Below are 18,033 nucleotides of genomic sequence, written 5' to 3' on the forward strand. Positions count from 1 at the left end.
GACGTACTGGCCCTCAGTGAAGGAGGAACACGACCGTGTCGACCACCGGAAGGGAGGGTCCCGGGACGGCGCCGGACGAGACGCCGTCGGAGGAGGTACCGATGGGGACGGTCCGGCTCAAACCCGTGGTGTTCTTCGGGTCGGCCGTCCTCATTCTCGCGATCTCGATCTGGGCGATGATCACCCCCTCCGGCGCGGAGGAGACCATCGGAGTGGTGGTCGGCAGGATCTCCGGCTGGTTCGGCTGGTACTACTTCCTCGCCGCGAGTCTGTACCTGCTGTTCGTCGTCTTCATCGCCGTGTCCAAGTACGGCACGGTCAAGCTGGGCCCCAAGCACTCCAAGCCCGACTACGGCCTCTTCACCTGGGGGGCGATGCTGTTCGCGGCGGGCATCGGCATCGACCTGATGTTCTTCTCGGTCTCCGGGCCCGTCAGCCACTACCTCGCGCCGCCGCAGGGTGAACCGGAAACGCTGGAGGCCGCCCGGCAGGCCGTGGTGTGGACGCTGTTCCACTACGGCATCACCGGCTGGGGCATGTACGCGTTGATGGGCATGGCGCTCGGCTACTTCTCGTTCCGCTACCGGCTGCCGCTCGCCATCCGCTCCGCTCTCTATCCGATCATCGGCCGCCGGATCCACGGACGGATCGGTGACACCGTCGACCTGGCGGCCGTCATCGGCACCGTCTTCGGCATCGGCGTGACCCTCGGCATCGGCGTGGTGCAGCTGAACTACGGACTGAAGGTCCTCTTCGACGTGCCGGAGGGACTCGCCGCGCAGATCGCCCTGATCGTCATCGCGGTGGGAATGGCCACCGCGTCGGCGGCGTCCGGTGTGGACAAGGGAATCCGCAGGCTGTCGCAGCTCAACATCCTCCTCGCCACCCTGCTGATGCTCTACATCCTGGTCGTGGGTGAACCGTTCCGGCTGCTCAACGCCGTGGTCCAGAACGTCGGCGACTACGTCAGCCGTTTCCCCTCGATGACCCTGAACACCTTCGCCTACGACCAGCCCACCGAGTGGCTGGACGCGTGGACGCTCTTCTTCTGGGCATGGTGGGTCGCCTGGGCGCCGTTCGTCGGGCTCTTCCTGGCCCGCATCTCCCGCGGCCGCACCCTGCGCGAGTTCGTCGCGGCGACGCTGGTCATCCCGTTCCTCTTCACCGGTCTCTTCCTGGCGATCTTCGGCAACAGCGCCCTGTTCGTGGTGCGCGACGGGAACGCCGAGTTCGGCGAAACGGCCATGAACGTCCCCGAGCAGGGCTTCTACACGCTCCTGGAGCAGTATCCGGGGTTCCTGTTCAGCGCCGGACTCGCGACGTTCGTCGGGCTGCTCCTCTACGTCACCTCCGCGGACTCCGGAGCCCTGGTCATGGGCAACCTCAGCGCCGAACTGCCCACCCCGGTCACCGACGCGCCCCCGTGGCTGCGCATCTTCTGGGCGGTGGCGACGGGGCTCCTCACCCTCGCCATGCTCATCGTGGGCGGGGTGCAGGCACTCACCAACGCCACCATCATCATGGGGCTGCCCTTCTCCTTCGTGATGTTCCTGATCATGGCCGGGCTCTATCTGGCGTTGCGCACCGAGTACATGAAGGTGGAGGCGAGGGTGACCACGCTTCCCCTGTCGCTGTCGGGGCGCATGCCGCAGCACGGTCTGCCGGGGGCGCCGAACTGGCGGCACCGGCTGGCGCGCGCGATGGCGTTCCCCAGCAGGCGGGCGGCCGCGCGCTTCGTCGACCAGGTCTGCCGCCCCGCCTTCCAGGAGGTCGCCGAGGCGTTGCGGGAGCAGGGAGTGGAGGCGGAGGTCCTGGAAGGCACCGTCGAGGAGAACGGCCTCACCCATGTCGGGCTGCGGGTGCCTATCGGCACCAGTGACACGTTCCTCTACGAGGTCTGGCCGGTGGAGCTGCCGACCCCCGCGTTCGCCACCCGGTCGGTCACCACGCACGACACCTACGTGCGTTTCGAGGTCCGGCTCACCGAGGGCAACCAGGAGTACGACGTGATGGGGTACACCAAGGAGCAGCTCATCGCCGACAGTCTCGACCAGTACGAGCGGCACCTGGAATTCCTGAGGGTGCGCCATGAGACGGCCGCCGGGTCGGCCCTTCCCGACCACCGTCCGGACGCGCCGGACGCCCACCTGCCGGAGCAGTAGGCGCGCGGGCGCCGCCGGCCTACGCCCGTACGGCGGACGTCACCGCGTCCCCCTGCGGTCCGGCGCCCGGCACCCGCCCGGTGAGGTCCGGGTCGCCGAACCGCGTGCGCAGGGCCTCGAAGGCCGTCACCTTGTCCTCGCCGAAGCGGCGGACGTGGGCGGCGTACTCGTCGGGGGAGAGGAACGCCGACGGCCGGGACTTGCTGTGGAACTTGTCCGCGTACATCACCAGCCTCTCCTCCTCCGTGACCGCGAGGTAGTCGCCGGGCGGGAGGGGCAGGCCCTGGGACAGGATGTCGTGCCGGGTGACGCCCACTCCGGTGTGGTGGGAGCAGAAACGGCGCAGGGGCTCGGGGAAGCCTTCGCTCTGGAGGATCTCGTGGCCGAGGAGACCGTGCCTGATGTAGTTCTCGTGGTCCAGGCGTCCGTCGTCGTCGTAGAGACGGTAGACGCCGATGTCGTGCAGGAGGCAGCCGGCGCGGACCAGCTCGGCGTCGAGGTGCGCGAGGCGGGGCGCGGCCAGGAGCTGCTCGGCGACGCCCCAGACGATCTCGCAGTGCGTGTGGACGAGGGCGAACGCCTCGGGGGTGGGCGCGTGCTTCTCGTGCAGCGCGCGGATCTCTTCGGGGCCCGGAATCCTCATCGGGGGAGCGTAACAACCGTTCACCGGGCCGGGGCGGGCAGTTCCCGCGGTGCCCTTTTTCACGCGATCGGATGGTGCTCCGGGGAGCGGGCACCTGCCGGGTGCGCGGGCCGTTCGAGCTGGTGACGGGACGTGTCGTCCCTTCTCAGCACGGAAACGGGGAGCACATCATGGAACTGGCCTTCCACCGCAACGCCGACGGCACGACGACCGGGCGCAACGAGGCCAACGGCTTCACCGTGACGCATGCCGAAGCGGAAGAGGTGAAGCGGCAGCTGTGCGAGGACGCCGGGTGGGAGTACACGCCTCCGCCTCCTCCCGTGCCGCCCGGGTTCCACCGGTTCTCGTTGGTGCACGACGACTTCCGGGACTCCGGGTTCGGTGACGAGCGGTACGCGGGGCTGCGGGCCCGTCCGCCGGAGGGGTGTGTGCCGGTCGACCGGGGGTGCTTCGCCCTGGAGTGCGAGCGGCCGGGGAAGACGCTGATGGACGCGGTCGCCGGCACGGTCGCGGATATCCGCCGCGATCACGGGCTGGTGATGAACAGTCTGGGCGTCGAGAAGCCCGAGGAGTGGTTCGACACCGACACCAAGAACGGATACGCGGCGGAGATCGTCGCGCACCTGCTGGTGATGGCCGCCGACCGGGCCCGGCTGCTCGGGTAGGGGCGCAAGGACGTGGTCCGGCTACTCGATGCCACGGGGATCGAGTAGCCGGTTCAGGAAGGCCGGGGTCAGGACACGGCCGCGGGGCCCGGTACGTAGTCCGGGTCCACCTGGGCCGCCAGGGACTCGCCCGTGCGCGCGTCCGCCCACGCGCGTGCGTTGCGGAGGTGGAACTCCACGGCGTGGCGGTGGAGCCGGTCCCAGTCGCGGGTCTGCGCGTCCACCGTCGCGCGCAGGACGGTCAGCGCGTGGTGGTTGTGCGGCTCCAGTGCGTCGAGCGCTTCCGACTCGGCCCGGCCCTGTTCCGCGGCGCGCACCCAGTCCGACTGCACCAGATGGGTCAGGAGGTCGTCGCCGACCTGTTCCTTGAGGAAGAGAAGGTCGTCCTCTCCGTTCACCTTGTTGCCGACGACCGCCAGGGGGATGCCGAACTCGCGTGCGTGGTCGCGGTACTGACGGTAGACCGAGACGCCCTTGCGGGTCGGCTCGGCGACAAGGAAGGTCATGTCGAAGCGGGTGAACAGGCCGGAGGCGAAGGCGTCGGCACCGGCGGTCATGTCCACCACGACGTATTCGCCGGGGCCGTCGACGAGGTGGCCGAGGTAGAGCTCCACCGCGCCCAGCTTGGAGTGGTAGCAGGCCACGCCCAGGTCGCTCTCGTCGAACTCGCCCGTGACCATCAGGGGCACTCCGCCGGCCCGGGCGACGTGCCGCGTGTGCAGCTCGTCGTCGCCGAGAAGACGCAGCAGACGTGAGCCCCGGCCGGGCGGGGTCGTCTTGATCATGGACTCGGCGGAGGTGATGCGGGGGTTGGTGCCGCGTAAGAAGGCCTTGATGCCGGAAAGGGCCGGGCCCAGGGGAGGGGGTGTCGACGGGCTGTCCTCGTTGGGGGCGAGCGCCTGCGCCAGGTGCTGGTTGATGTCCCCGTCGATGGCGAGGACCGGGGCGCCGGAGTGGGCCAGGTGGCGGGTGAAGAGAGCGGACAGGGTGGTCTTGCCGCTGCCGCCCTTGCCGACGAACGCGATCCTCACCAGCGCCTCGCGCTGTTGAAAATGAATGTCATGTGTGCAGTTGTAGGGGTGGTCTCGGGGCCGCGTCAAATTCTTCGCGTCGTGTCCGGTGATCCTCACCCCGTCGAGCAGCCAGGGAGGCTTCACGCAGGTGATGGTGCCCGTGGGCGACCACCCACCCGGGCGGCCGTCAGCCGGCGACCAGTTCCCGGCGCACCTCGTGTCCGGACGGGGCGGCCGCCGCCACCCGCGACGTCCGCCACAGCCACAGCACGTCGCGGCCGAACGACCACACCAGGAGACCCAGTGCCAGCACCACCACGGCGACGCCGACCGCGTGCGGCAGCAGTGCCGCACCCGCCACCAGCAGCAGCACGCCCTGGAGCGCGGCCACCGTCTTGCGGGCCGTGCTCGGCGGCAGCGGGGCGGTCAGCCAGGGCCAGACCCGGGCCGCCGCGACGAAGCCGTAGCGCATTCCGCCGATCAGCAGCACCCACGGGCCCATCGCCATCGACACGTACACACTCAGCACCAGGATCAGGAACGCGTCCACCTCCATGTCGAAGCGGGCGCCCAGTGGGGTCGACGTACCGGTCCTGCGGGCCACCTTGCCGTCCACCCCGTCGAGGATCAGGGCCACGGCGGTCAGGCCCACGAACAGGGACACGGGCGGGGAGTCCTGGAACGAGTCGGCGACCAGTGCGGTCACCCCGCCGACGAGGGTGGCCCGGCCGAGGGTGACCCGGTTCGCCGCACCGAACGAGCGCGACCCGGACCGGTGCAGGGCCCGGGAGAGCACCGCCCAGGTGGCGACAGCGAACGCGAGACCGGTCAGCCAGCCCGCGGGGCCCATGCCGATCGCCGTACCGATCAGGGCCAGCAGCAGGATCTGCACGCCCGCCCCCACGGCGGTCTCCTGCTGTACGAGCCTCGCGTCGTCACTGTTGTTCAGGGCCACCGAGCATCCTCCGGCCGTATGACAGAGTCGATCAACGCCGCTACCTTGTGCGCGGCCTGTGCACCACTCGGTACGCGTGCAGGATCCCGATCGTTCAGGAGGACTTCGATGAACCGCACCGCCCGCGCGTTCTGGCTCGACTCGCCTGGCCGAGGGGTGATCCGTGAGGTCACGCTGCCCGAGCCCGGCGCGGACGAGGTGCTGGTGCGCTCGCTCTGCTCCGGGGTGAGCCGTGGTACCGAGACGCTCGTGTTCCGGGGCGGCGTGCCCGAGAGCCAGCACACGGCGATGCGCGCGCCGTTCCAGGAGGGCGACTTCCCGGGGCCGGTGAAGTACGGCTATCTCAGCGTGGGCGTGGTGGAGGAGGGGCCCGACGCGCTCGCCGGGCGTACGGTGTTCTGCCTCCACCCGCACCAGACGCGGTACGTCGTTCCGGCGAGCGCCGTCACGCCTGTGCCCGACGGCGTGCCCGCCGGGCGGGCGGTGCTCGCCGGCACCGTGGAGACCGCGGTCAACGCCCTGTGGGACGCGGCACCCCTGGTCGGTGACCGCATCGCCGTGGTCGGCGGCGGCATGGTCGGCTGCTCGGTGGCCGCGCTGCTGGCCCGTTTCCCGGGCGTACGCGTCCAGCTCGTCGACGCGGACCCCTCGCGGGCGAAGACGGCCGAGGCTCTCGGCACGGGGTTCGCCCTGCCCGCGGACGCCCTCGGCGAGTGCGACCTGGTGGTGCACGCCAGCGCCACGGAGCAGGGGCTGAGCAGGGCCCTCGAACTGCTCCGCCCCGAGGGCACCGTCGTCGAACTCAGCTGGTACGGCGACCGGAAGGTGAGCCTCCCGCTGGGCGAGGCCTTCCACTCGCGGCGGCTGACCGTCCGCGGCAGCCAGGTCGGCACCGTCTCCCCGGCCCGCGCGAACCGCGGCTACGCCGACCGGCTCGCCCTGGCCCTCGACCTCCTCACCGACCCCGCCCTCGACGCCCTGATCACCGGCGAATCCGCCTTCGAGGACCTGCCCGAGGTCATGCCCCGGCTCGCCTCCGGCGAGATCCCCGCGCTCTGCCACCGGGTCCGCTACACCGACCCGGACCGCGGCGAACACGCCTGACCCGAGACGACGCGAACACGCCTGGGCCGAGAAGACGGCGAACACGCCTGACCTGAGAAAAGACGTAGCCGACGCTGAACAGGGGAAGACAGTCAGCCGTACTACACGGCAATCCCCGCCGGAGACCGGACGGGGAACAGACGCGCCGCACCTGGAGGGTCGTCCGTTGTTCAGCATCACCGTCCGCGATCACATCATGATCGCCCACAGCTTCCGCGGCGAGGTCTTCGGACCGGCCCAGCGCCTCCACGGGGCCACCTTCCTCGTGGACGCCACGTTCCGGCGCGAACAGCTGGACGAGGACAACATCGTCGTCGACATCGGGCTCGCCACACAGGAACTGGGCGCCGTCGTCGGCGAGCTGAACTACCGCAACCTCGACGACGAGCCCGACTTCGCGGGGGTCAACACCTCCACGGAGTACCTGGCCAAGGTCATCGCCGACCGGCTCGCCGAGCGCGTCCACAAGGGCGCTCTGGGCGAGGGCGCCAAGGGCATCGCGAAGATCGCCGTCACGCTGCACGAGTCCCACATCGCCTGGGCGAGTTACGAGCGTGCGCTGTGACCGACACGACCATCGACGTGACCGGCACGAACACCGGCGTGACCGGCAAGGCCACCGGGCGGGCCGGGGCCGCCCGCCCGGGCCATGTTCCGCTGCAGGCGTCCTTCCAGAGGAACGGCGGGATCATCCCCATGTCCCTGCGTACGGTCCACTTCGTGATGCCGGGCGGCGTCGACGACCCGGCCGCGCCCAGCGGCGGCAACGCCTACGACCGCCGTGTCTGCCTGGACCTGCCCGGGTTCGGCTGGCAGGCCCACCGGCACACCGTGGCCGGCGCCTGGCCCCGCCCGGACGCCGCCGCCCGGGCCGAACTCGCCCGCATCCTGCGCGAGCTGCCGGACGGCGCCGTCGTCCTGCTCGACGGGCTGGTCGCCTGCGGCGTGCCCGAGATCATCGTCCCGGCGGCGGAGGAGGGCCGGCTGCGCACGGCCGTCCTCGTCCATCTCCCGCTCGGCGACGAGACCGGCCTCGACGCGGCCGACGCCGCCGAACTGGACGCCCGCGAGCGTGCGGTGCTGCGGGCGGTCCCGTCCGTCATCGCCACCAGCGACTGGGCCGTACGCCGTCTCGTCTCCCACCACGGGCTGGCCCCCGACCGCGTCCGCGTCGCGGCCCCCGGCGCCGACATCGCGCCCCTCGCGCCCGGCACCGACGGCGTCTCACGGCTGCTGTGCGTGGCCGCCGTCACGCCGCGCAAGGGACAGCACCGGCTCGTGGAGGCACTGGCGGCGGTCGCCGACCTGCCCTGGAGCTGCGCGCTCGTCGGCGGGCTCACCCAGGACCCCGAGTACGTCGCCCACCTGCGCGACCTCGTCCGCGGGCACGGCCTCGAGGACCGGCTGGAGCTGACCGGCCCGCAGACCGGCGCGGCCCTCGACGCCAGCTACGCCGCCGCCGACCTGATGGTGCTCACCTCCTACGCGGAGACGTACGGCATGGCGGTCACCGAGGCACTGGCGCGCGGCATCCCGGTCCTGGCCACCGACGTCGGCGGACTGCCCGAGGCGGTCGGCCGCGCACCCGGCGGCGGAGTGCCCGGCATCCTCGTCCCGCCGGAGAACCCCGCCGCCATCGCCGCCGAACTGCGCGGCTGGTTCGGCGAGGCGGACGTACGGCGCCGGCTGAGGGCCGCCGCCCGCAGCCGGCGGGCCGCGCTCGGCGGCTGGGCGAGCACCGCACAGAGCCTGGCGGCGGTCCTGCGCAGGCTCCCGACCGAACCCCGGAGGGCCGCATGACCGAACCGGCGACCGCCACCCAGCACAGCGGCACGATCCCGGCCCGGCCCGGCCACCGGGACGTCACGGACGCGGCAGCCGGCCGGCGAGGGGGCGACATGGAACACGAGACCACCGGCACGGCCTTCGGAGCGTCGGTCATTCCGGGCGCCGGCCCCGCCGCGCCCAGCCGGGAGCGGGACACGCTGCGGCTGCGGGACACCGGCGAGGAGGAACCGGCCCGGTACGCCCCCGAGTGGCTCCAGCTGCGCGAACCGGCCGACGCCGCCGCCCGCTCGTACGGCCTGCTCGACCCGTTGCGGATCCGGCTCGCCAACCTCCCGGGGCGGGCGGCGGACGGGCTCGTCATCCACGACATCGGGTGCGGCACCGGTTCGATGGGCCGATGGCTCGCTCCCCACCTCGACGGCGCCCAGCACTGGGTCCTGCACGACCGGGACCCCTACCTGCTGCACTTCGCCGCCGTCGCCTCCCCGCGCTCCGCCGCCGACGGCAGCCACGTCACCGTGGAGACCCGGCGCGGTGACGTCGCCCGGCTCACCCCGGACGCCCTGTCCGGCGCCTCCCTGGTGACCGCCTCCGCCCTGCTCGACGTCCTCACGCGTGAGGAGGCCGGCGCCCTCGCCGCCGCCTGCGCGGGAGCGGGCTGCCCGGCTCTGCTGACCCTGTCGGTGGCCGGACGCGTGGAGCTGACCGCTCCCCATCCGATGGACGAGGAGATCACCGAGGCGTTCAACGCCCATCAGCGGCGCGACGGTCTGCTCGGACCGGACGCGGTCACCGTCGCGGCCGAGGCCTTCGCCGAGCACGGGGCGACCGTACGGCTGAACCCGAGCCCCTGGCGGCTCGGGCCGGAGCAGGCCGAACTGACCGGGCAGTGGCTGCGGGGCTGGGTCGGTGCGGCCGTGGAGGAGCGGCCGGAGCTGGGGGCGCGCGCCGACGGATATCTGGCTGACCGTCTGGAAGCCTGTGCGGCAGGGGAACTGCGGGTCGTCGTTCACCACAGTGACCTGCTCGCCCTGTGCAGGCCGGTGAACGGGGCCGCATGAGCGGGGAGACGGCGGAGGCCACCGCGGAGGCGCCGTCCGGGCACGGGGAGGGCGGCTTCCGTCGACTGCTCGGGCGGCTCACCACCCGCACCATGCGGACCCGCCTGTGCATCCTCGCCGGTGCCGCGATCGTGGCGGTGCTGTTCTGGCGGCTCGGTACCGGTGCCTTCGTGGACGGGCTGCGCCGCATCGACGGCGCGACGCTGCTCGCGGCGCTGGCGATCGGGGCGGTCACCACCGCGTTCAGCGCGTGGCGCTGGGCGCTGGTGGCGCGGGGCATCGGCATCCGGCTCCCGCTGGCGGCGGCCGTCGCGGACTACTACCGCGCCCTGTTCCTCAACGCGGCCCTGCCCGGAGGCGTCCTGGGCGACGTGCACCGGGCCGTGCGGCACGGGAAGGACGCCGGCGATCTGGGGCGGGGGGTGCGGGCGGTCGTGCTGGAGCGTACGGCGGGGCAGCTCGCACTGTTCGCCGCCGGTGGTGTGGTGCTGGTGAGCATGCCGTCCCCGGTGCTCGGTGCGGTGCGGCAGGCGGCGCCGGTCGCCGGGCTCGGGGTGCTGGGGGCCTGCGCCGTGGTTCTGGCCCTGCGGATGAACCGGGCGCCGTCGGCGCGCGGGCGAGGGCCGGGGGTGGGGCGCGGGGTGCTCGGCGAGGCGCGTGAGGGGTTGTTCTCGCGGCGCAACGCGCCTGGCGTGCTGGTCTCGTCGGTCGTCGTGCTGGCCGGGTACGTCGCGATGTTCGTGCTCGCCGCGGACGTCGTGGGCGTGGGTGCGTCGGTGGCCGAGTTGCTGCCGCTCGCGGTGCTGGCGCTGCTGGCGATGGGGCTGCCGCTGAACGTCGGGGGGTGGGGGCCCAGGGAAGGGGTCACCGCGTGGGCGTTCGGGGCGGCGGGGCTGGGGGCGGGGCGGGGGCTGACGGTTGCCGTGGTGTACGGCGTGCTGAGCCTGGTGGCGAGTCTGCCGGGTGCTGTGGTGCTTGTCGCCCGGTGGTACGTGGGTGTCCGCCGGGCCGGTGACCGAGCTTCTCCCGCCCCCGCCGCCCCTTCCCTTCCCGTCCCCGGGGGCGCTGACCCCGGACCCCCGGTCGGCCTTCGGCCTCGTCCTCGAACGCCGGACGGGCCGGGAGGTGACCCTCGGGTCGGCTCCAAGGCGCCCCCGTGGCCGGGGGGTTCCCCGCGGGCCGGTTCGAAGGTGCCGGGCGGGCCGGGGAGCGGCGACCGGGCCGGTTCGAAGCCGGACGGGCCGGGAGGTGGCCGCCGGGCCGGTTCTCAGGTGTCCGGGGTCAGCAGGGAGAAATACGCGCCGAAGGAATCCGTCAGGCTTGCCAGGAGTTCCCTGCCCTTTTCCGGTGAGCCCAGCGAAGGGCGGCCGATGACACCCGAATCCGTATAGGCGGACATGCCGAGGGTGAGCAGATGACGTCGGTCGTCCGCGACGTGATCGGAGGTCTCGTAACCGGGCCGGAGCAATTCGGGATGCGTGTGCAGAAGGATGGAGGTCTCGATTTCGCCCGCGTGCATGTCGGTGAGGAGCGAGGTGGCGACACCGGCCCGCTCGCACGCCGTCTCCCAGTCCTCCGGGGCCGGGAACAGCGCCATCCGCTCGCCCCGTACGGAGGATTCCTGAACGGCGTTGCCCAGCACGTAGTTCCCGCCGTGGCCGTTGACCAGCACGAGGGTGTCCACGCCCGAGCGGCGGAGCGAGTCGGCGACGTCCCGTACGACCGCGTGAAGTGTCGTGGAGGAGAGGGAGACGGTCCCCGGCCAGGCCGCGTGCTCGTGCGAGCAGGAGATGGCCACCGGAGGAAGGAGGTGCACCGGGTAGGCGTCGGCGATCTCCCGCGCGATCGCGCCGGCGACCAGCGTGTCGGTCGCCAGCGGCAGGAACGGACCGTGCTGCTCGTAACTCCCGACCGGAAGTACCGCGATCTGCCGTGAGACGCCGGCTCCCCGCTTCCGTACATCCTCTGTAGTATCCGCCGGCAACAGACCGTGTACCGGGCCGTATGCCGCCGACCGCTTTTGTGAACCACCCATAACGTCACGGCCTTTCGTCTCTGCTTAGGAACTCGGGAATCATGACAGAAAAAGTAGGCGTACTCGGCAAGAAGCCTCCGCGGCGGACCGGTGTGGAACGCGTCGTGAATGCGCCGCTGCCCACCGTGTACGGGAAGTTCCAGGCGGTCGGCTACCTGGACCACGACCGCGGTGACGAGCAAGTCGCCCTGGTGTACGGCGATCTCGGCCCGGACCGGGTCCTCACCCGGCTGCACTCGGAGTGCCTGACCGGCGACGCCTTCGGTTCCCAGCACTGCGAGTGCGGTGACCAGCTGGCGGCGGCGCTGCGCGCGGTCGTCGCCGAAGGGGCCGGCGTGGTCGTCTACTTGAGAGGGCACGAGGGGCGCGGCATCGGCCTGCTCGCCAAGCTGCGCGCGATGGCCCTGCAGGCGGAGGGGCTGGACACCGTCGAGGCGAACCTGGCACTCGGCCTGCCCGTGGACGCCCGCGACTACGCCGTCGCCGCCGGCATGCTCCAGGACCTGGGCGTGCGGTCGGTGCGGCTGATGTCCAACAACCCGCGCAAGCGTGAGGCGCTGGTCCGGCACGGTGTCCAGGTCGCCGAGCAGGTGCCGCTGCTGATACCGCCGTGCGAGAGCAACATCACCTATCTGCGCACCAAGCGGGAGCGTCTCGACCACCACCTGCCCCACCTCGACGCGGTGGCGCACCTGTCCTGACGGCGCCCGGTCAGTGCGTCACCGCCTCGTGCACCAGCCGCTTGAGGTCCTGGAAGACGGTATGGGAGGACCTGGGCCGCACCTGCGTGCAGAACTGCACGGTCAGGTCGCGGCCCGGGTCGACCCAGAAGGTGGTGGTGGCCACCCCGCTCCAGCCGAAGCTGCCCGGAGCGGACGGGGACCGGGTGCGGGACGGGTCGATCACGACGGAGACCCCGAGACCGAAGCCGACGCCCTCGTTGCCGGGTTCGTCGTGCGCGGGGCGGCTGCCGAAGGCGCGCAGATCGGCGTTGCCGGGGAGGTGGTTGCGGGTCATCAGGTCCACGGTCGCGGGGGCGAGCAGACGCGTGCCGTCGAGTTCGCCGCGACGGCGCAGCAGCTCCATGAAACGGTGCAGGTCATGGGCGGAGGCCACCATGCCGCCGCTGCCGGACAGGAAACGGGGGCGTCCCCGCAGGGGCAGCCCCGGGATCGGCTCGATGCCGCCGTCGTCCGTTTCCCCGTACAACTCCGCGAGGCGCTCCGCCTGTTCCTCGGTGACCTGGAACCCCGCGTCGCTCATGCCGAGCGGCCGGAAGACGCGTTCGGCCAGGTACGCGTCGAGGGGGCGGCCCGAGACCACTTCGATGATCCGGCCCAGTACGTTCGAGGCGACCGAGTAGTTCCACTGCGTTCCCGGATCGAACTGCAGGGGCAGGCTCGCGTACACGTCGGTCGTGCCGGCGAGGTCCGTCCCGGGCGCCACCGACGACTCCAGGCCGGCCGCGCGGTACAGCGCGTCGACGGGGTGGGCATGGTAGAAGGCGAACGTCAGCCCGGCGGTGTGCGTCATCAGATGCCGTACGAGGAGGGGGCCGGCGGCCGGACGGGTACGTACCCGGTCACCGGAGCCGCTCTCGTAGACGCGCGGCTCGGCGAACGCCGGCAGGTGGCGGCCCACCGGGTCGTCCAGGGACAGCAGCCCCTCCTCCATCAGCATCAGCGCGCCCACGGCCGTCACCGGCTTGGTCATGGAGTAGATCCGCCACAGCGTGTCGCTCTCCACCGGCAGCCCCGCCGTGACGTCCCGCGCCCCGTACGCCGTGAGGTGCGCGACCTGCCCGCCCCGGGCGAGCGCCACGAGGAAACCGGGCAGCTTCCCCGCGTCGACCAGACGGGCGAAGTGCCGGTCCAGACGCTCCAGCGCCCCCGCGTCCAGACCGGCATCCTCGGGACCGGTCTCCTGCCGCAGCACTGTCATCGCTCTCCTCCGGGGAACGCCGGCCCGCCGCGGACCGTTGATCGAGTCATGACCCAGGACGCCGAACAGAACGCACTGCTCGCCCTGCTCTCCGAGGGGCACGGCGGAGTGCTCGTCACCCTGAAGCGCGACGGACGGCCGCAGCTGTCGAACGTCATGCACGCTTACTACCCCGAGGAACGCGTCATCCGCGTCTCGCTCACCGACGACCGGGCCAAGACCCGCAACCTGCGGCGGGACCCCCGAGCGTCCTACCACGTCACCACCCCGGACCGGTGGGCCTACACGGTGGCCGAGGGCACCGCCGAGCTGTCACCCGTCGCCGGGGGCCCGTACGACGAGACGGTGGAGGAGCTCGTCCGGCTGTACCGGGACATCAACGGCGAGCACTCCGACTGGGAGGAGTACCGCGCGGCGATGGTCCGCGACCGGCGGCTGGTCCTGCGACTGCGGGTGGAACGGGCGTACGGCATCCCGCGCCGCGCCGGGACGTAGCGGCCCCGGCGCGTGCGCGGACCTCCGCTCAGGCGCCCACGTACTCCGCCAGGTGCTCACCGGTGAGGGTGGAACGGGCGGCGACCAGGTCGGCCGGGGTGCCCTCGAAGACGATCCGGCCGCCGTCGTGGCCCGCGCCGGGACCGAGGTCGATGATCCAGTCGGCGTGCGCCATGACCGCCTGGTGGTGCTCGATGACGATGACCGACTTGCCGGAGTCGACCAGCCGGTCCAGCAGTCCGAGGAGCTGCTCGACGTCGGCGAGGTGCAGGCCGGTGGTCGGCTCGTCCAGGACGTAGACGCCACCCTTGTCGCCCATGTGCGTGGCCAGCTTGAGCCGCTGCCGTTCGCCGCCGGACAGCGTGGTGAGCGGCTGGCCCAGGGTGAGGTAGCCGAGGCCGACGTCGGCCATCCGCTCGACGATCCTGTGGGCGGCCGGGATCCGCGCCTCGCCCGCACGGAAGAACTCCTCGGCCTCCGTCACCGACATCGCGAGCACCTCGCTGATGTCGCGGCCGCCGAAGCGGTACTCAAGCACCGACGCGTCGAACCGCCTGCCCCCGCAGTCCTCGCAGGTGGCGGAGACACCGGCCATCATGCCGAGGTCGGTGTAGATCACGCCGGCGCCGTTGCAGGTGGGGCAGGCGCCCTCGGAGTTGGCGCTGAACAGCGCCGGCTTCACGCCGTTGGCCTTGGCGAACGCCTTGCGGATGGGCTCGAGCAGTCCGGTGTAGGTCGCCGGGTTGCTCCGCCGGGAGCCGCGGATGGGGGTCTGGTCGACCGCGATCACGCCCTCCTCGGCGGGGATCGACCCGTGCACCAGCGAACTCTTGCCGGAGCCCGCCACACCGGTGACGACGGTCAGCACCCCGAGGGGGATGTCGACGTCGACGTCCCGCAGGTTGTTCGCCGCCGCGCCGCGGATCGCGAGCGTGCCCGTCGGGGTGCGGACCGTCTCCTTGACCGACGCCCGGTCGTCGAGGTGGCGGCCGGTGATCGTGTCGCTGGCCCGCAGCCCCTCGACGGTGCCCTCGAAGCAGACGGTGCCGCCCGCCGTGCCGGCGCCGGGACCGAGGTCGACGACGTGGTCGGCGATCGCGATCGCCTCCGGCTTGTGCTCCACCACCAGCACCGTGTTGCCCTTGTCCCGCAGGCGCAGCAGCAGGGTGTTCATCCGCTGGATGTCGTGCGGGTGCAGGCCGATGGTGGGCTCGTCGAACACGTAGGTGACATCGGTGAGCGAGGACCCGAGGTGCCGGATCATCTTGACGCGCTGGGCCTCGCCGCCCGACAGCGTGCCCGAGGCCCGGTCGAGCGAGAGGTAGCCGAGACCGATCTCCACGAACGAGTCGAGGGTGTGCTGGAGCGCGGTGAGCAGCGGTGCCACCGACGGCTCGTCGAGGCCGCGGACCCACTCGGCGAGGTCCCTGATCTCCATCGCGCAGGCGTCGGCGATGGAGATCCCCTTGATCTTCGACGACCGGGCGCCCGCGGTGAGCCGGGTGCCGTCGCACTCGGGGCAGGTCGCGAAGGTGACCGCACGGTCCACGAACGCCCGGATGTGGGGCTGCATCGACTCCCGGTCCTTGGAGAGCATCGACTTCTGCAGCTTGGGGATCAGTCCCTCATAGGTGAGGTTGATGCCGTTGATCTTGACCTTGGTCGCCTCGCGGTACAGGAAGTCGTGGCGTTCCTTCTTGGTGTACTCGCGGATCGGCTTGTCCGGGTCGAAGAAGCCGGACTCGGCGATCACCCGCACCACCCAGCCGCCCCCGGTGTAGGTGGGGATGGTGAAGGGGTCCTCGGAGAGCGACTTGGAGTCGTCGTAGAGCTGGGCCAGGTCGATGTCCGAGACCGTGCCCCGGCCCTCGCAGTGCGTGCACATGCCGCCGGTGCGGCTGAAGGACACCTTCTCCGTCCTGGTCTTGTCGCTGCCGCGGTCGACCGTGAAGCCTCCGCTCGCCTGGACCGAGGCGACATTGAAGGAGAAGGCGCCGGGCGGGCCGAAGTACGGCTTGCCCAGCCGGCTGAAGAGGATGCGCAGCATCGCGTTGGCGTCGGTGGCGGTGCCGACCGTGGAACGCGGGTCGGAGCCCATCCGCTGCTGGTCGACGGTGATCGCGGTGGTCAGCCCCTCGAGCACGTCGACCTCGGGGCGCGTCAACGTCGGCATGAAACCCTGCAGGAAGGCGCTGTACGTCTCGTTGATCATCCGCTGCGACTCCGCGGCGATCGTGTCGAACACCAGCGAGCTCTTGCCCGAGCCGGACACACCGGTGAACACGGTCAGCCGGCGCTTGGGGAGTTCGACGCTGACGTCCTTGAGGTTGTTCTCGCGCGCCCCGTGCACGCGGATCAGATCGTGGCTGTCGGCGGCGTGCGGCGCGTCCGGCTGCCGGACCGTCCTCGTGGCCTTGCTCATCGGTCTCCATCCGTCGGGCGGAGCCGCCGTCGCGGTCTCCGCCGGCGTCCTCCGGCTCGGTCCGAGCACTGGGGACAGGTGCGTCCGGCCGTCCTGCGCCGGCGCGGTCATGGCCGTGGTGCGCAGTCCGCCGAGGGCCCTCCCCGGCCGGGCCCCGCGCCAAGGCTAGGCTAGGCGCGGGGCGGCCACCTGCGCTTCTCCATTCCTGACCGGCCGAGGACATGACGCGGCCCCGGTCACGCCCGACGAAGGGCGCGTGACCGGGGCCGGCCGGTGTCACGGGCGGGTGTTCCACTCCGCGACGACCGGGGTGCCGTGCTCCAGGGACAGCCGGCTCAGGGTTCCCGTCCCCAGGAGGAAGAGCCGTCCGTGGGCCGGTGGGAGTCCCAGGTGGCGGGCCGTCAGGACGCGCAGCAGATGGCCGTGCGCCACCAGCAGCACGTCCCCCTCGCCCAGCGCCCCGGCCACCCGGGACAGCACCCGGTCCGCGCGCTCGCCGACCTGCTGCGGTGACTCGCCGGGGAACTCCCGGCCGGGCGGCACTCCGTCGGTCCACAGGTCCCAGCCGGGCCGGGTGCGGCGGATGTCCGCCGTGGTGACCCCCTCGTAGCCGCCGTAGTCCCATTCCCGCAGCCCGGGCTCCACCTCCGCGCCGGTCAGGCCCGCCAGTTCGGCGGTGCGCCGGGCGCGGACCAGTGGGCTGGTGAGGACCAGGCGGAAGGCGCGGTCCGCGAGCAGCGGGGCGAGGGACGTGGCCTGGGCCTCGCCTCTCGGGGTCAGCCGCAGGTCGGTGCGGCCGGTGTGCCGTCCCGCCCTGCTCCACTCCGTCTCACCGTGCCGCGCCAGCAGCAGGTCACCCACCCTTCATGCCTTCTCGACCGGCTCGACGGCGTGCCCGCCGAACTGGTTGCGCAGCGCCGCGACCATCTTCATCTGCGGCGAGTCCTGCTGACGGGAGGCGAAGCGCGAGAACAGGGACGCGGTGATCGCGGGCAGCGGCACCGCGTTGGCGATGGCCGCCTCCACCGTCCAGCGGCCCTCGCCCGAGTCGTCCGCGTACCCGCGCAGCCGCTCCAGGTGCTCGTCCTCGTCGAGGGCGCCGACCGCCAGATCGAGCAGCCAGGAACGGATCACCGTGCCTTCCTGCCAGGAGCGGAACACCTCCCGGACGTTGTCCACCGAGTCGACCTTCTCGAGCAGCTCCCAGCCCTCGGCGTAGGCCTGCATCATGGCGTACTCGATGCCGTTGTGGACCATCTTCGCGAAGTGCCCCGCGCCGACCCCGCCGGCGTGGACGTAGCCGTACGGGCCGTCGGGCTTGAGCGCGTCGAAGATCGGCTTCAGCCGCTCCACGTGCTCCTCGTCGCCGCCGACCATCAGCGCGTAGCCGTGCTCAAGACCCCAGACGCCGCCCGAGACGCCCGCGTCGACGAAGCCGATGCCCCGGGCACCCAGCTCCTTGGCGTGCCTCTCGTCGTCCGTCCAGCGGGAGTTGCCGCCGTCGACGACGGTGTCGCCGGGCTTGAGCAGGCTGCACAGCTGGTCGATGACGAGCTGGGTGGCGGCACCGGCCGGCACCATCACCCACACCGCGCGCGGCCCGTCGAGCCCGTCGACGAGGTCGGACAGGTGGGTGACGTCGGAGACCTCCGGGTTGGTGTCGTACCCGATGACGGTGTGGCCGGCGTTGCGGATGCGCTCGCGCATGTTGCCGCCCATCCTGCCGAGCCCGATCAGACCGATCTGCAT

16 protein-coding genes and 1 pseudogene are annotated in these 18,033 nt (G+C 71.9%); 9 read left to right on the forward strand and 8 right to left on the reverse strand.

The window, feature by feature from the left end:
* Positions 1-35 precede the first annotated feature (35 nt).
* Positions 36-2,162, forward strand: a complete 2,127-nt coding sequence (gene betT / locus BU52_RS02225) for a choline BCCT transporter BetT (protein ID WP_037926868.1) — start codon at positions 36-38, stop codon at positions 2,160-2,162.
* Between the two features lie 19 nt (positions 2,163-2,181).
* Here betT and BU52_RS02230 read toward each other — a convergent pair whose 3' ends face one another.
* Entirely contained in the window at positions 2,182-2,805 is a 624-nt protein-coding gene (locus tag BU52_RS02230) for an HD domain-containing protein (protein ID WP_051857825.1), read from the reverse strand.
* 170 nt (positions 2,806-2,975) lie between these two features.
* Here BU52_RS02230 and BU52_RS02235 point away from each other — a divergent pair, with 170 nt between their 5' ends.
* On the forward strand, positions 2,976-3,470 hold the full coding sequence (locus tag BU52_RS02235; RefSeq protein ID WP_051857887.1) for a hypothetical protein: 495 nt from the start codon (positions 2,976-2,978) through the stop codon (positions 3,468-3,470).
* A 68-nt stretch (positions 3,471-3,538) separates the two neighbouring features.
* Here the strand turns inward: BU52_RS02235 and BU52_RS02240 are convergent, their stop codons facing one another.
* Entirely contained in the window at positions 3,539-4,501 is a 963-nt protein-coding gene (locus tag BU52_RS02240; protein ID WP_037926871.1) for an ATP-binding protein, read from the reverse strand.
* A gap of 169 nt (positions 4,502-4,670) precedes the next feature.
* Positions 4,671-5,438, reverse strand: coding sequence for a CDP-alcohol phosphatidyltransferase family protein (locus BU52_RS02245; RefSeq protein ID WP_037926872.1), 768 nt, complete (start codon positions 5,436-5,438; stop codon positions 4,671-4,673).
* 108 nt (positions 5,439-5,546) lie between these two features.
* Between BU52_RS02245 and BU52_RS02250 the strand changes: the two genes are divergently transcribed.
* The 5 genes and pseudogenes from BU52_RS02250 to BU52_RS02270 all read left to right on the forward strand — a co-directional run.
* Positions 5,547-6,542: a zinc-dependent alcohol dehydrogenase gene (locus BU52_RS02250; protein WP_037926878.1), complete on the forward strand. Its 996-nt coding sequence runs from the start codon at positions 5,547-5,549 to the stop codon at positions 6,540-6,542.
* Positions 6,543-6,708: 166 nt separating this feature from the next.
* Positions 6,709-7,107, forward strand: a complete 399-nt coding sequence (locus BU52_RS02255) for a 6-pyruvoyl trahydropterin synthase family protein (protein ID WP_037926879.1) — start codon at positions 6,709-6,711, stop codon at positions 7,105-7,107.
* Positions 7,104-8,342 carry a glycosyltransferase family 4 protein gene (locus BU52_RS02260; protein WP_107061055.1) on the forward strand — a complete coding sequence of 413 codons (1,239 nt, stop codon included), beginning with the start codon at positions 7,104-7,106 and terminating at the stop codon, positions 8,340-8,342. Before BU52_RS02255 ends, BU52_RS02260 begins: the two co-directional genes overlap by 4 nt.
* Positions 8,343-8,440: 98 nt before the next feature.
* Positions 8,441-9,391, forward strand: coding sequence for a class I SAM-dependent methyltransferase (locus BU52_RS02265; RefSeq protein ID WP_407702026.1), 951 nt, complete (start codon positions 8,441-8,443; stop codon positions 9,389-9,391).
* A gap of 92 nt (positions 9,392-9,483) precedes the next feature.
* Positions 9,484-10,344: pseudogene (locus tag BU52_RS02270) on the forward strand (lysylphosphatidylglycerol synthase transmembrane domain-containing protein); the annotation flags it as partial.
* A 314-nt stretch (positions 10,345-10,658) separates the two neighbouring features.
* Here the strand turns inward: BU52_RS02270 and BU52_RS33180 are convergent.
* The gene (locus BU52_RS33180; protein ID WP_078903072.1) at positions 10,659-11,426 is read right to left on the reverse strand and encodes a creatininase family protein; all 768 of its coding nucleotides are present in this window, start codon (positions 11,424-11,426) and stop codon (positions 10,659-10,661) included.
* Positions 11,427-11,467: 41 nt separating this feature from the next.
* Here BU52_RS33180 and ribA point away from each other — a divergent pair, with 41 nt between their 5' ends.
* The gene (ribA, locus tag BU52_RS02275) at positions 11,468-12,127 is read left to right on the forward strand and encodes a GTP cyclohydrolase II (RefSeq protein ID WP_037926886.1); all 660 of its coding nucleotides are present in this window, start codon (positions 11,468-11,470) and stop codon (positions 12,125-12,127) included.
* Positions 12,128-12,137: 10 nt separating this feature from the next.
* Here the strand turns inward: ribA and BU52_RS02280 are convergent, their stop codons facing one another.
* Positions 12,138-13,367, reverse strand: coding sequence for a serine hydrolase domain-containing protein (locus tag BU52_RS02280; RefSeq protein ID WP_037926890.1), 1,230 nt, complete (start codon positions 13,365-13,367; stop codon positions 12,138-12,140).
* Between the two features lie 48 nt (positions 13,368-13,415).
* Here BU52_RS02280 and BU52_RS02285 point away from each other — a divergent pair, with 48 nt between their 5' ends.
* Complete coding sequence (locus BU52_RS02285) at positions 13,416-13,862, forward strand: PPOX class F420-dependent oxidoreductase (protein ID WP_037926893.1); 447 nt, start codon at positions 13,416-13,418, stop codon at positions 13,860-13,862.
* A gap of 28 nt (positions 13,863-13,890) precedes the next feature.
* Here BU52_RS02285 and BU52_RS02290 read toward each other — a convergent pair whose 3' ends face one another.
* The 3 genes from BU52_RS02290 to gnd form a co-directional block, all read right to left on the reverse strand.
* Entirely contained in the window at positions 13,891-16,284 is a 2,394-nt protein-coding gene (locus BU52_RS02290; RefSeq protein ID WP_037926895.1) for an ATP-binding cassette domain-containing protein, read from the reverse strand.
* Positions 16,285-16,560: 276 nt separating this feature from the next.
* A complete protein-coding gene (locus BU52_RS02295; protein WP_037926896.1) occupies positions 16,561-17,145 on the reverse strand; it encodes a histidine phosphatase family protein in 585 nt (194 codons plus the stop codon).
* 3 nt (positions 17,146-17,148) lie between these two features.
* Entirely contained in the window at positions 17,149-18,033 is an 885-nt protein-coding gene (gene gnd / locus BU52_RS02300; RefSeq protein ID WP_037926898.1) for a phosphogluconate dehydrogenase (NAD(+)-dependent, decarboxylating), read from the reverse strand.

The sequence above is a fragment of the Streptomyces toyocaensis genome (genome assembly GCF_000725125.1).
GTDB lineage: Bacteria > Actinomycetota > Actinomycetes > Streptomycetales > Streptomycetaceae > Streptomyces > Streptomyces toyocaensis.

Excerpts from the sequence above, each read along its gene's own strand:
- BU52_RS02230 (WP_051857825.1), bottom strand. The coding sequence starts at position 2,805 with ATGAGGATTCCGGGCCCCGAAGAGATCCGCGCGCTGCACGAGAAGCAC.
- BU52_RS02235 (WP_051857887.1), top strand. The coding sequence starts at position 2,976 with ATGGAACTGGCCTTCCACCGCAACGCCGACGGCACGACGACCGGGCGC.
- BU52_RS02250 (WP_037926878.1), top strand. The coding sequence starts at position 5,547 with ATGAACCGCACCGCCCGCGCGTTCTGGCTCGACTCGCCTGGCCGAGGG.
- BU52_RS02265 (WP_407702026.1), top strand. The coding sequence starts at position 8,441 with ATGGAACACGAGACCACCGGCACGGCCTTCGGAGCGTCGGTCATTCCG.
- BU52_RS33180 (WP_078903072.1), bottom strand. The coding sequence starts at position 11,426 with ATGGGTGGTTCACAAAAGCGGTCGGCGGCATACGGCCCGGTACACGGT.
- ribA (WP_037926886.1), top strand. The coding sequence starts at position 11,468 with ATGACAGAAAAAGTAGGCGTACTCGGCAAGAAGCCTCCGCGGCGGACC.
- BU52_RS02280 (WP_037926890.1), bottom strand. The coding sequence starts at position 13,367 with ATGACAGTGCTGCGGCAGGAGACCGGTCCCGAGGATGCCGGTCTGGAC.
- BU52_RS02285 (WP_037926893.1), top strand. The coding sequence starts at position 13,416 with ATGACCCAGGACGCCGAACAGAACGCACTGCTCGCCCTGCTCTCCGAG.
- BU52_RS02290 (WP_037926895.1), bottom strand. The coding sequence starts at position 16,284 with ATGAGCAAGGCCACGAGGACGGTCCGGCAGCCGGACGCGCCGCACGCC.
- gnd (WP_037926898.1), bottom strand. The coding sequence starts at position 18,033 with ATGCAGATCGGTCTGATCGGGCTCGGCAGGATGGGCGGCAACATGCGC.